Source organism: Streptomyces sp. NPDC050264 (assembly GCF_040655895.1).
In the GTDB taxonomy this organism is placed as follows: domain Bacteria; phylum Actinomycetota; class Actinomycetes; order Streptomycetales; family Streptomycetaceae; genus Streptomyces.
The window spans coordinates 61000-73320 of record NZ_JBFAKV010000023.1; the positions used below are offsets into that span (position 1 = coordinate 61000).

Here is a 12321-nt window from a genome sequence, read left to right on the forward strand (position 1 = left end):
AAGCGCACAATTCCGGCCGGAATGCACGCTGATGCAAGGCCCCACCGGCCCCCGGAACCTCCGGGGGCCGCCTGATACAGCTGCGGCTGGCCCAGCCTCCTCTGCTGCCTCCCTGGCACATGGCCAAGGAGCGCGGGTGGCGAAAGGGCGCACGCCCCGGCGCGTTCCGATGCCCACGTCTCGGGTACGCGCCTGCTCGCACAGATGTCGTCAGGCATCTCGATCCAGGAAGAAGAGACACGATGACCGCAGCTTCGTCCCCTGGGTATCCGGAATCCGGCCCGATCCGGGACACGCATTCGACACCTCGTACTTCGGCGGAGACGAAACCCTCGTTCAGGACTTCGGAGTTCTTCGCCTACGTCGCGTCGGTGATCGCCGTCCTCGTCGCCTCCTGGGCGGTCGGCGACGGCTCAAGCGGTGTGGACCGTTTCCCCGCCGACCGAGCATGGTTGTACGTCACCCTGCTGACCATCGGTTATGTGATCAGCCGCGGACTGGCCAAGAGCGGCAGCCGCGAAGGCACGGACACCACGCGCCGGTGACTCGGCCTCGATGAACTGATCCGGCCTCCTCCGGACCGGAGGGGCCGGACCGGCTACTCCTCGGCAGGAGGCGCCGCGGACGACAATCCCCGTTAGGGGCATAACGTGATACCTGCCCTGCTCGTCGTCTTCGTGATCCTGGTCGGGCTCGGCTTCGTGAAGCCCATCCTGTGGCTGGCCGCGGCCGCTCTGATCTACGGCATCATCCGCTACTGCCGCAGGGACCGACCGTGGCGCAGGGACGATCCGGAGTACGTGGAGTACCGGCGGAGCCGGACACAGCGCGACCGGTATGAGCGACGTTACGACGCGGACCGGCGTAGCTTCTGGCGCCCGTGAGGTCATGCCCTGAAGCAAACCAGTGCGCGCAGCGCGGCGACGCCTGGCTCACAGATACCACCTGGTTCTGATGTCAGTGGAGAGACCGACCGTCCCGAGTATCCGGTCGGCACGTTCTGGTGCGCATCTCCACGGGTGAAGTCGGCGTCCAACTCGCCTTGGCAGGTGTGGAGATGTACCTCGATCTGGAGCTGGATTCGGTCGAGGTAGCTCCACGGAGCTGGAGGCCGCAGCATCAGGGAGAGGGCCGCCGGAGCCACGCAGGCTCCATAGTTGTAGTTGTGCAGCGAGGCCGCAGGAAACGGGTAGGTCCGTGAATGGGCGGGGCCGTCCCGCGGTGGCGAATCTCCGGCCCACCAGCCCATGCGGGCCGTGCGCCAGGCACACAATGCAGGCTCCGCCCGGCAGGGAGCCTTTTCCCACCTGTCATCTGTGCTGGTCAGATCGCTGCCACACGCCCTGCCGCCACGCAACGAAGCAAGCGCGCCGCGATCCCCGGCCGCGGCCACGCCGCCCGCCCCCTTCCCTTCAGTGGAAGGGCCGAACGTCTTGCACTCTTCGTCGTTCACAGGAAGTGCTGGACCGTGCGGGTCGCCAGTTCTGCCGCGCGGAACGACAAGGGACGGCGCGCCCACATTTTCGGGCTGACCCGGACGCTCTGCTCGATGTCCGCGTCGTAGTCGCCGTCGAGCGCGGCGGTGAAGGACGCGTCGAGCACGGCCGGCATCGCTTCCTCGTCGTGGTCCAGGGAGCGCCGGTTGAGGTTGGCGGATCCGATGAGCGCGGCGGTGCCGTCCACCGTGACGAGTTTGCAGTGGAGCATCGTCCGCTGGTACTCACGCACCGTCACCCCGCACTCGAGGAGGCGGTGGTAGTGGTGGCGGCCCGCAATCCGGCTGATCTTCATGTCGGTGTGCGGCCCGGGGAGCAGGAGTTCGACGTCGACGCCCCGGCGGGCCGCCGCACACAGCAACTCGACGAAGTGGTCGTCCGGCGAGAAGTAGGCGGTGGCGAACCGGAGCCGCTCCTCGGCCGACTCGATCGCCACCCGCAGCAGCGTCTGGATGTCCTGCCACCCGAGGCTGACCGAGCCGCGTACGACCTGGACGATGGCGTCGCCCTGTGGCTCGTGCTCGATGAACCGGTCTCGTTCGTCGAAGAGTTCGTCGTGGCACTCGGCCCAGTTCTGGGCGAAGGCGGCGCAGATCCCGTCGACGGCGGGGCCCCTCACCTCGACGTGGGTGTCGCGCCACTCGTTCGGGCCTCGGGCGGAGCCGCACCATTCCTCGGCGATGCCCACACCGCCGGTGAACGCCGTCACCTCGTCGACCACGAGGACCTTGCGGTGGCAGCGGTGATTCTGTTTGTAGGGCGACAGGAGCAGGGGCTTGCGGAATCGGGTGCGCGCGAGCCAGCACCAGCACTGTGGGCACGCTGCTGGATCTGTCCGACCTCACCTTCGCCGACAGCACGCTGCTGAACCTGGTCCTGCGCGCGCACGCCGAACACCGGGCCGCGCTGCGGCCGTTCGTGCTCGCAGGCCCCTGCCGCAGTGGCGTGCAGCGGCTCTTCAGAATCACCGGCGTCACCGACGTCCTGGTCCTGACCGCCACCCGCAGCGACGGGATGCGGCGCATTCACGGAATCCTCGACGCAAACAGCCCGGTGGCACCCGACGAGCCCGCACCCTGGCCCAGTTCACACGCGCCGCATCGCCCGCAGCAGCGGCAGTGCACGTGACGGCCACCACCAACTTCCGTGGCCTGCTGCTGAATCCGCCTGACCAGGCGGGATCGATCAGGAGGTGCTTGCAGCGCTGCCAGTGCACCGGGAAGAGTCAGCCGGCCCCGTCACACGCAGGAGAACGCGACACCCGGGTCCTCTTCCCGGCGTGCCTTCTCCGCGCCGAACTTCTTCGCTCGACCGGAGCGGCAGCCGGCCCCACCCGCCGCCCGGCGTCCAAGCCGGCTCCCCCTCAGGCAACTTCCCCGCAAACGCCCCGCCAGCAGCTGCGTCGCGTCCGATGGACGTACATCTGTCTAGCGGCGGGAGACGCCTGGGAAGCGTCCGTGAGCAGCCGCAGGGCGAGCGCAGCGCCCCGGCTGCCGCGAGGGAAGCATTCCGCCGCATGCAAGGCTGGTCTCTTCAGACGGGCACCTCGAGTCTTTGAGGAGCTTGCGCTCGTTGCTGTGGAAGCCTGTACGAGCCTGCGAGAGTGTCGGTCTACGGCATTAAAGAGAGAGGTACGACATGGACTGGCGGGACTTCGCCGTACAGCTGGCCGCGCTGGCCCGCGACCTGCAGGATGAGGAGAGCGTCGACGCGACCCTGGCCTCGATCACCTCGGCCGCCGTCAAACTCGTCCCCGGCTGTGAATCAGCCGGCATCCTGTGGCTCAAGGACGGCAAAGCCGTCTCTCTCGCCCCGACGGACCAGCTCGTCCTGGAGAGCGACCATCTGCAGGAGCGCTGCGGTGAAGGGCCCTGCTTCGATGCGGCACGACTGGGCCATCCCGTCTTCCGGGTCCGTGACATGACCAGCGAGCGCACACGCTGGCGTCAGTACGCCCCCGAGGCGAGGGAACTCGGCGTCGGCAGCATGATGGGTTTCCTCCTCTACACCAATGAAAAGGACCTGGGCGCCCTCAATCTGTACGCCGCAGCCCCTGACGCGTTCACCGAGGACTGCGAGACCGCCGGATGGCTGTTCAGCTCCCATGCGGCCGTCGCTTTCGCCGCGGCCCGTGAACAGGACCAGCTGGGACAGGCCGTGGAGACCCGGGGCCTCATCGGCGAAGCAATGGGCCTGGTCATGGCCAGCCATAACCTCAGCGAACAGCAGGCCTTCGACGTGCTCCGCCGCTACTCACAGGAGAAGAACCTCAAGCTGCGCGAGGTAGCGCGGCGCACCGTCGATCGCGGAGGCCTAGCCTCCTGAGCGGGGTGGCTCCCCCAGCTCTTTGCCCGAACCGGAGGAGCACGGGCGTATCCGACCCCTGGGAGGGTTTGCTCTGGGTACGCCGTGGCCGAGCGGGTGCCCGACAATCCATGGCTCATGCGCAAAGAGGGTCGGTTGCTGGTTCTCTGCACGATGGAGCGGTGGTGCATGAGCCTCGTCCTTCCGGGCCTTGCGGGCCTTGCGGGCCGGAAGGACGAGGTCATGTCGGGCGCCAATGGTGGGGTGGGGCCAGGCGTCTACTCGGCCGCCATCAGGCCGGTGCGGAGCCCGGCGATGACGCGGGTGATCAGCCGGGAGACGTGCATCTGGGAGCAGCCGAGCTCGTCGGCGATGTCCTGCTGGGTGCGCTCTTCGACGAAGCGCAGGTGGAGCAGGCGCCGGTCGCGCTCATCGAGGTCGGCGATGAGCGGGGCCAGGGAGTGGAAGTTCTCCACCAGCTCGAAGCGGTCCTCGTCGATACCGATGAAGTCGGCGAGCATCGTGTCGGACTCCTCGTCGGAGCCGGTGACGGCCGCGTCCAGGGAGATGCTGTTGTAGCCGTTGGAGGCCTTCTGTGCCTCGGCGACCTCGGACGGTTCCAGCTGCATCAGCTCCGCCAGCTCGGCCGTCGAGGGCATGCGGCCCAGCCGGGTACGCAACTCCTCGGTCGCCTTGGACAGCTCAACCCGCGCCTCCTGCAGCCGGCGCGGCACATGCACGGCCCAGGAGGTGTCCCGGAAGAACCGCTTGATCTCCCCCGTGATGTACGGGACCGCGAACGAGGTGAACTCGACCTCCCGGGACAGTTCGAACCGGTCGATCGCCTTGATCAGCCCGATCGTGCCGACCTGGACGATGTCCTCCATCTCCTGCGGCCCACGGTGCCTGAACCGCGAGGCCGCGTACTGCACCAGGGAAAGGTTCATCTCGATCAGCGCTCTGCGCACATGGCTGTACTCGGCCGTGCCCTCCTCCAGCCGGGTCAGCCGGCCGAAGAAATGCCGGCCGATCTCGCGGGCGTCCTTCGGCGCCACCGAAGACGGATCCGCATACGCACGCTCCACCAGTGCCTGCTGCACCCGTTCGCCGATGTCCTGGGCCGGCTGCTGCGACACGACGGTGGCCATGTTCTGTGCCCTTTCTCTTCCTGCTTGTATCCACACCCGCCGGGCCACCTGCCCGCACGGGCCCCTCCCCACGTATCAGAACCTGAATTCAAACCCAGGCTTGCAGGCCGCAGAGGCAGTGGCTGTACTTGGAAGTGGCGGCGACCGGGCCAAAGTCGGCGGCCCGAACTTGACTCCTGCCCCTCTGTTCGCACGCGGCGGCAGTGGCAGGGCCGGTGACCTTGGGACCTGAGGTTCAGATACAGGTTCTCAGCCCTCAGCCGTCATACCCACGGACCCACGTGGAGGGGTCCTGGTGCCATGGGCACCAGGACCCCGAAGGAACTGCTGCACCAGATGCCGGCCCTGATGCCGCGCCGGCCTTCTGTGTCGGCGCACCCGACCGAACTGCCGTCGGGAGTACGGGGATCGCGGTTGCTTGACCGGAGACCACCTCGCTATCGATGTCCTGCGGTACCCGGGCCCAAGATTTCCGCCCGGGCGATCCTGATGCGCCTGCTTCCTCCGTGCTTCCCTCTGGGATCGATCAATTGCCTGCTGCTGGTACTGCTCTCCTGCGTACTGCTCTGTGGCCTGCGGTAGCGCCACTTCTCCGGCAGCCAGCCCCGTTGCCCGTCCTGCGTCTGCATCTGGCTTGGGAACCCACTGCCGGACTTCTTGGTGCGCGCCCGCAGTCGACACCTTCGCCAAGGTGCTGCTCAGTTACCTCACTGCTGGGTCCAGCGAACTGCCTTCGCGGGTGCCGCCGCTGCGTGCCCGTGATCCTGCTCAACGGCGGCCCCTGATCACCGCGGGCCACCCGGTCCGGCCGCCAGTCCCGTCGCCGTCCTGCACAAACCTGGCTCCGAAACTCCGCCACCGCACCGTCTTGCGCACTGCCACTGCGATTACTGCTGCCCGGCGGGGTCTCGGTCGGGCCCTGTTCGTCTCGGCTACGAGAGAAACCGTAACCACACCGCCAGTCAATGTCTACTCTGGCGAACATAGATTTCTGCATTTCGACCCCAGAGGTAATCGGCTCGCAGTAGGTTAACCAGGCGAGGGAGGGGCAGAACCGGCGCGTTGAGTCAGGATCAGCCGCCGACAAGACAGAGAGCAGGGGACCCCATGGAAATGGCATGCCCCGCCACCACGGCCACCGGCTCCACGAACGCCGTCGCCGTCGCGGGTGAGGCCACGCGGGCCTTCCTGGAGCGCCTCCCCGGCCACCGATCCGGAAGCAGCCGACACCGCCGTGCTGGTCGTCTCCGAACTCGTCACCGACGCTCTGCGCCATGGCGGCGGCAGTTACACCCTCCGCCTGACCGCCCACCCCGACCACATCGAAGTGGCCATCGACGACCCCAGCCGGCAACCCGCACGCCGCCGCACCCCCGACCTGAGTCACGGCACCGGAGGCTTCGGCTGAGACATGATCAACCGCCTCGCCCGCGCCACCACCGTCACCCGCCGCCCTCATCGCCCGACGCGCAGGAACCAACACGCCGGCAGCGGTTCTCTTCGGCGCCAGCGCCGTCGCCTCGACCCTCGCCCTGTACCTGTCCGGCGTCAGCGCCTGCCGCTGAACGCGCCCACCTCCACCACAGCATGAGAGATCCGGGCGACCAGCTCTTGCCGAAGACAGGACCAGGCCCTTGCATGCTGGCAAAACACCGACCCGCCCACTGCCGACCAACCCACTGCCACGACGCCGACCATTCACGGTCGCGCCGAGTGATGGGTCAGCGCCGCCGCCACCAGCGGTTGCTGGGGCCGAAGACGTCCCTGAGGGTGTTGGTCGCGCAGTGGATCTCACCCTCGCTGATGTGCGAGCTGATGAGGTCGTCCACGTAGGTCACCTGGTGGCCGATGCCGCGGAAGGCCTTGGTGATCGCTTCGGCGAAGACGTCCTTGCCGTTCAAGACCGGGCCGTAGGGCTTGGGGGCGACGTAGCGGCCGCCGTTGAGCACGAGGCCGTTGACGGTTCCGGGGATCTCGGCCACCGCGTCGCGCATCCCTGCCAGTTCCTTCTGCCTGGCTTCCTTCTCCGGGCCGTCTTCCATGCCTGCGATCTCAGTCTCCAGCATCCTGTAGTCCAATGAGCGGGCGGTGAACAGGGCGGGGACGCGGACGATCTCCGCGTCGGTGAGGCCCGCCTTCGCCTTCAGCAGGGCAAGGTCGGCGTCGATCCGCTCGGCGGCGCGGTCGTTGGTGCCGATGAACTGGGTGTCGGCCAGGAAGGCGTCGACACTGCGCTGGTCGACTCGCGTGTCGTACGGCCATTCCAGCTCGGGCAGTCCGCCGTGCAGGAGGTCGCCGCCATGTCCCTTCTTCCGCACGTCGCGCAGGAGGGCGAGGCCGGCACGCGGGTCGGCGACCACGGCCCGCCAGCCGAGCCGGCTGCCGGGCACCGGCAGGAACTGCACGAACTCGTCGACGTGACCGACGGTCAGCCATGAGGTGTCGAGAGAGATCGGGTCCTGCACGCCCTGGGCGCGCAGGAAGGTGAGCATCTCCGGGGCGGGGCCGGTCGCGCCGGGGGCGGAGCCGTCGCCGCCGATGACGACGCGGCCATGCGGGTTGCCGGGGCTCGGCGGGACCGTCTCCAGGTTGCCCATCGAGTCGTAGCCGCTCTTCTCGTTCACGTCGGGGACGTGGGTGATGTGGACGGCGGCCACGTCGGGGCCGGCGAGCTCGGTGAAGGCGGTGCGTGCGGCGACCCGGCGGTCGTCGTTGACCGAGGTGATCAGGACGCGCATACCGTGCGGACGGCCGTCCGGTCCGGGGACGGCTGTGTAGGCGGGTTCGAAGATGTCCTGAGCCCAGGCGTCGCCCTGGGTGTCGAGGGCGCTGGAGGGGCCCTGCACCCCGCCGGCCGGCAGCGCGGCGTCCAGCTCCCCGACGAACGCCTGGGTGTAGGTGTCGCTCTCGTCGGTCCGGGCCCGCAGCACCTCTCGGACGGGGGCGGTGTTGAGCTGGGTGAGGACGGGGGCCTGGCGCAGCGTCAGCGCCGCCGAGGCGCTCGCGCCGTTTGCGGTGACGGTGAGGGTGACGCTGGTGCGGCCGTTCCAGACGGCGGCGTCCCGGACCACGTCACGGCCCTCGACGCCGATCTCCACTCCGTGCCGCAGTTCCTCCGCGGTGAGCCTGGTCCGCGGGCCGACCACCTCCCAGCCGTAAGGCGCGGAGCCGCCCGGGCGGTGGATGAACAGACGTATCCGGTCGGCGTCCCGGACGGGGACGGTGAGACGGCCCCTCGCGGAGGCGGCGGCACCGGGCCAGGCCCGGGTGCGCAGACGGGCCAGGTCGGCTTCGTCGGCGTGTCCGTTGACCACGTCGTCGGCGGCGTCGTTGCAGGCGGCAAGGGCGCGGTCGGTCTCGTTCTGTGCCCACCGGTGGGAGCGGACCAGCTCGGCCCACTCCGCCTCGGCCTTCTCCTGGTCGGGCTCCTGCTCCAGTTGCTCACGCTTTTCGTACAACGCGTCGTCGTTGGCGGCCTCGCGGTCCGCGGCCTTCTCGACGAGGGTGCGGGCCCGGTCCCGGCAGACGCCCGCGTCGTCGTCGATGTTCGGGAGGAACAGCAGCTCGGGCCCGGCATCGGCCGGCTGGTCCGCGAGAAGTCCGGCGACGGGGGCGCCGACCGCGCCCGCCGGGAGGGAAAGACCAAGGACGCCGGTGGTCACGGCACCGGTCAGCAGGATGCTACGGCTGAGGTGTCTCATGAGGCGCACACTGGCAGTCACTTTTCAGTTTCCCGTCAGTGCCCTGTCAGTATCCTGTTAGGGCCGGATGGTTCTCCCCGGCGCCCGAGCAGCACGACAAGCCTCTCCGACGGGGTGTCTCTCACACCGTGATCAGGGCCTCCGTCGGTGTCGGGCGGGCGGCGCGTCCAGGAGCATGTGTCAGACGATGCCGTCGGCGTCCTCGGTCGAGAAGAGGTAGCGGCCCGGGCCTTCCTCGTCCCGTCCGTATTCGGGCCCCAGCCCGCCTCTGCCGTCCTCGTACGGGGCTTCGGCGATCCGGAGGAGCTCTCCGGGCGGACGGACCGCGTCGGAATCCACGATCCTGCGGGCTTCGTCGCTCTCGATCTGCCTCGTACCGATCATGTGCCCACGCTGCGACCCAGGCCGGGATGTCGAGGACCCGGGGCCTCCTCCTATCCTCGCTGGGTGAGTATCACCAGTCGCACCCACCGCCTCATGAACACGCTGCGCAACGGGGCCCTCCTGCCCTCCGGGGACGGAGGCGCGGCGCAGAGCCTTGCGGCGCGGCCCATGCCGCGGTCGCCCGTCCTGCCCGCGCCGGCCGCGGACCTGGGGCTGACGGCCGTCGCCTTGCTGCTCGCGGTGGTGAACAGTTACCAGAACCCCCGTATGGGGCCGGCCGCTCCCTGGGCGAATCTGCTGTTCGCCGCCGTGAGCGCACTGCCGCTGCTCGCACGGCGCCGGGCCCCCGAACTCGTACTCGCCGTCGGTCTGCTCGCCAAGGTCCTCCAGGTCTCGCCCTTCGTGGCGCCCCTCGCCTTCTACGCGCAAGGCGCCTATCGCGGCCCGCACAGCCGACGGATCGTCTGGGCCTCGGCCGGTATCGGGCTCGTGGTCCTCGCGCCGTGGGACGCGGCCGCGTGGTCCAGTCCGCGGACCGTGGCGCTCTGGTTCGCGGTGAACTTCGTCTTCTCCTGCCTGGTGCCGCTGCTGCTCGGGCTCTACGTGGGCCAGCGGCGCGCCGTCGTCGCCGGTCTCGTCGAACGGGCCGAGCGCGCCGAGCGGGAACAGCGGCTCGTCGCCGAGGCCGCGCGGGAGGAGGAGCGCCGACGTATCGCGGGTGAGATGCACGACGTGGTGTCCCACCAGGTGAGTCTGATCGTCGTGCACGCCAACGTGCTCAGCGCCGTCGCCCACGACCCGGAGGTGACGGGCGAGACCGCGGAGATCATCCAGACCGCCGGTCGGCGGGCCCTGACCGAACTCCGCGAGATGCTGGGGCTGCTCAGGAACGGACCGGGGAGCGACGCCGAGAGCGACGCCGCGAAGGGTGGGGCAGGGGACGCGGCGGCCGATCCTGCCGTGCCGGCCGAGCGACGGCCCGCCCCGGGCGCGGCCGTCGACAGAATCTCCGAGCTGGCCGACGGTTCCCGGACCGCCGGGCTACCCGTCACTGTGAGCGTCGAGGGCGCGCCTCAGCCACTGGCGGAGCCGGTCGAGCGGGCCGCGCACCGGGTCGTGCAAGAGGCCCTGACCAATGTGCACAAGCACGCCCCGGGCGCCACGACGCGGATCCACCTCGCGTTCGACCCGCGCACCGTGCGCCTGCGGGTCGTCAACGGACCGCCCGAGAGGCTCGCCGAGCCGACCGCGGACGGTGAGCCTCTGCTGCCCAGCGGGGGACACGGGCTCATCGGCCTGACGGAGCGGGTCCGCCTGGCAGGAGGCACCATCGAGTCCGGGCCGACTGGTGACGGCGGCTTCCGGATCGATGCCGCGCTGCCCACGGGTGGTCGTCCCGCAGCATGATCCGGCCGACGTGCCGTACGACCTGAGGGCGAGTTCACCCGGGCGAGAAGGGTGACGCGCCGGCACCGCCTCCCGCGACACGATCTTCGTAGGTGAACGAGGACCGAACGAAACACAGGAGGACAGATGACCAGGCGCGGCAAGGCGGCACTGTGCGCGGTGGCGGGCGCGATCACCCTCTCCATGGCGGTGGCACCGTCGGCATCGGCGATCATCGGGGGCCACGACGCCACCTCGGAGTACCCGTTCATGGTGAGCGTGCAGAAGGACGGCCACCACTACTGCGGAGCCTCTCTGATCAAGCGGGACTGGATCGTGACGGCCGGGCACTGCACGGTGAACATCAAGCCCGAGCAGCTCTCCGTGCGGGTCGGCGACCACGACCGTACGAAGGGGGCCACGGCGAAGGTGACCAAGGTCGTCGCGCACCCGGACTTCTCCTACGAGCCGTTCCGCGACGACGTGGCCGTCATGAAGCTGGACCACCCCGTGAACGCGGAGCCCATCAAGGTGGCCGCCTCGTCCGGGCCGGTGGGGACCCACACCCGGATCCTCGGCTGGGGCATGACCTGCGAGGACGGCAGCGAGTGCCCGCAACCGCCGGTCACGTTGCAGGAGTTGGACACGAAGCTCGTCGCCGACGAACAGTGCAGCGAGAACTACGACGCGCGCAACGAGCTGTGCACCGACAGCCCTACCCAGGACGCGCAGGCGTGCATCCTCGACTCCGGCGGCCCACAGATCAAGGGCCGTCCCGGGCGGTGGCAACTGATCGGGGCGACCAGCCGCGACGGCGACGCCGATCCGAAGTGCGCCACCGGCCCCGGCATCTACACCGACCTGACCGCCCACCGCGCATGGATCGAGCGGGCCACGGCGAACTGACCGGAAGCACCCGACGCGCACGGCCCACGGTGTGTCCGTTGGCTCTACGGGGCGGTGTTGGACGGCGTCGAACAATTCTCCCGACGGCGTCCCAGCCGTAGCCGGCGGCGGCGGCAGCAGCAAGTGTCTTGACGGGCCGAACACCTCCGGCACGGATAAGGCTCCGTCGGTTACGGGGCGGACTCGTAGACGACCTCGGCGGCGGGGCAGTGCGTGGCGAGGGCCCGCAGTGCCGTCAGTTGGGCGTCGTCGGCGGCCGGCTCCACCGCAGTTTCGTGCCGACCCAGGTAGCAGCACAGGCGCAGTGGTGAGCTGCCCCGCGTTTCGTAGCGGCCGGTTTGCGAGGTTTCAGGCGGTGTTCGGGACTGCCTGTGGTCGGTAGTGCTGGGCCTCGAATTCCTCGGGTGGGAGGTAGTCGAGGGCGGAGTGCGGGTGCTGGGCGGGCGCGCCGGCCGGACGGCGTCCGAGCGGGCCCGCGGCATCAACCTACGGCCGGTGACGCCGAAGTCCCTGCCGATGTGGATGGCGGTGCGGCATCGCTTCGAACGGCAGGAGATGGACGGGGCCACCCTGCGCGCCCGCCTCCTGGCCCTCGTCATCGAACTCGCTGCCACACTGCGCACCCTGGACCAGGTCGCCCGCGGTCTCACCCCGCAACTCGGCTTCGCCGCCGGCGCCCGCTGGACCAAAACCCTGCGCCTGCCCGAGCCTTCCGCCCGCGACGACGACCTGCGCACCGCCGCCTACCGGGTCATGGACCCGCGCCGGCCTCCAACGCGGCCGCCTCACAGGCCTCTTGGTCCGGGCCGAGGACCTGGTCGCCGCCGGCGCCACCGCGGAGCGGATCTCCTTCGACCACAGCCGTGAGATGCGCCTGCGCGCCGAGCAAGCCGTCGACCGCACCAACCAGCGGTTCGGCAACGGCAGCGTCGGGCTGGCCGCACTGCTGCACAAGGCGGCCCGAGGCCGGTGCGCACCGCGCTGCCCGCCACAACG

Annotated in this window: 10 protein-coding genes and 2 pseudogenes; 8 read left to right on the plus strand and 4 right to left on the minus strand. The window is 69.5% G+C overall.

The window, feature by feature from the left end:
- Nucleotides 1-242: 242 nt before the first annotated feature.
- Together AB0J02_RS32800 and AB0J02_RS32805 are read left to right on the plus strand one after the other, a co-directional pair.
- Nucleotides 243-545: a hypothetical protein gene (locus AB0J02_RS32800; RefSeq protein ID WP_363197460.1), complete on the plus strand. Its 303-nt coding sequence runs from the start codon at nt 243-245 to the stop codon at nt 543-545.
- 105 nt (nt 546-650) lie between these two features.
- Complete coding sequence (locus AB0J02_RS32805) at nt 651-884, plus strand: hypothetical protein (RefSeq protein WP_363197461.1); 234 nt, start codon at nt 651-653, stop codon at nt 882-884.
- Between the two features lie 565 nt (nt 885-1449).
- Here the strand turns inward: AB0J02_RS32805 and AB0J02_RS32810 are convergent.
- Nucleotides 1450-2280 (minus strand): annotated as a pseudogene (locus tag AB0J02_RS32810) (phospholipase D-like domain-containing protein); the annotation flags it as partial.
- A gap of 29 nt (nt 2281-2309) precedes the next feature.
- Between AB0J02_RS32810 and AB0J02_RS32815 the strand changes: the two are divergent.
- Nucleotides 2310-2624 (plus strand): STAS domain-containing protein, encoded by a 315-nt coding sequence (locus tag AB0J02_RS32815; protein WP_363197462.1) that lies wholly within the window; start codon nt 2310-2312, stop codon nt 2622-2624.
- 510 nt (nt 2625-3134) lie between these two features.
- A complete protein-coding gene (locus AB0J02_RS32820; RefSeq protein ID WP_363197463.1) occupies nt 3135-3821 on the plus strand; it encodes a GAF and ANTAR domain-containing protein in 687 nt (228 codons plus the stop codon).
- A 257-nt stretch (nt 3822-4078) separates the two neighbouring features.
- Here AB0J02_RS32820 and AB0J02_RS32825 read toward each other — a convergent pair whose 3' ends face one another.
- Nucleotides 4079-4948, minus strand: coding sequence for a SigB/SigF/SigG family RNA polymerase sigma factor (locus AB0J02_RS32825; RefSeq protein WP_363197464.1), 870 nt, complete (start codon nt 4946-4948; stop codon nt 4079-4081).
- A gap of 1107 nt (nt 4949-6055) precedes the next feature.
- Here AB0J02_RS32825 and AB0J02_RS32830 point away from each other — a divergent pair.
- Nucleotides 6056-6353 (plus strand): annotated as a pseudogene (locus AB0J02_RS32830) (ATP-binding protein); the annotation flags it as partial.
- 316 nt (nt 6354-6669) lie between these two features.
- On the opposite strand, the gene AB0J02_RS32835 reads toward AB0J02_RS32830, so the two are convergent.
- Both AB0J02_RS32835 and AB0J02_RS32840 read right to left on the minus strand, forming a co-directional pair.
- On the minus strand, nt 6670-8649 hold the full coding sequence (locus AB0J02_RS32835) for a protein-arginine deiminase family protein (RefSeq protein WP_363197465.1): 1980 nt from the start codon (nt 8647-8649) through the stop codon (nt 6670-6672).
- 180 nt (nt 8650-8829) lie between these two features.
- Entirely contained in the window at nt 8830-9033 is a 204-nt protein-coding gene (locus tag AB0J02_RS32840) for a hypothetical protein (RefSeq protein WP_363197466.1), read from the minus strand.
- A 63-nt stretch (nt 9034-9096) separates the two neighbouring features.
- On the opposite strand from AB0J02_RS32840, the gene AB0J02_RS32845 reads away from it, so the two are divergent.
- From AB0J02_RS32845 to AB0J02_RS32855, 3 genes are all read left to right on the plus strand, one after another.
- Nucleotides 9097-10440 (plus strand): histidine kinase, encoded by a 1344-nt coding sequence (locus AB0J02_RS32845; protein ID WP_363197467.1) that lies wholly within the window; start codon nt 9097-9099, stop codon nt 10438-10440.
- A gap of 126 nt (nt 10441-10566) precedes the next feature.
- A complete protein-coding gene (locus tag AB0J02_RS32850) occupies nt 10567-11325 on the plus strand; it encodes a serine protease (RefSeq protein WP_363197468.1) in 759 nt (252 codons plus the stop codon).
- Nucleotides 11326-11820: 495 nt separating this feature from the next.
- Nucleotides 11821-12192 (plus strand): hypothetical protein, encoded by a 372-nt coding sequence (locus AB0J02_RS32855; RefSeq protein ID WP_363197469.1) that lies wholly within the window; start codon nt 11821-11823, stop codon nt 12190-12192.
- Nucleotides 12193-12321 lie beyond the last annotated feature (129 nt).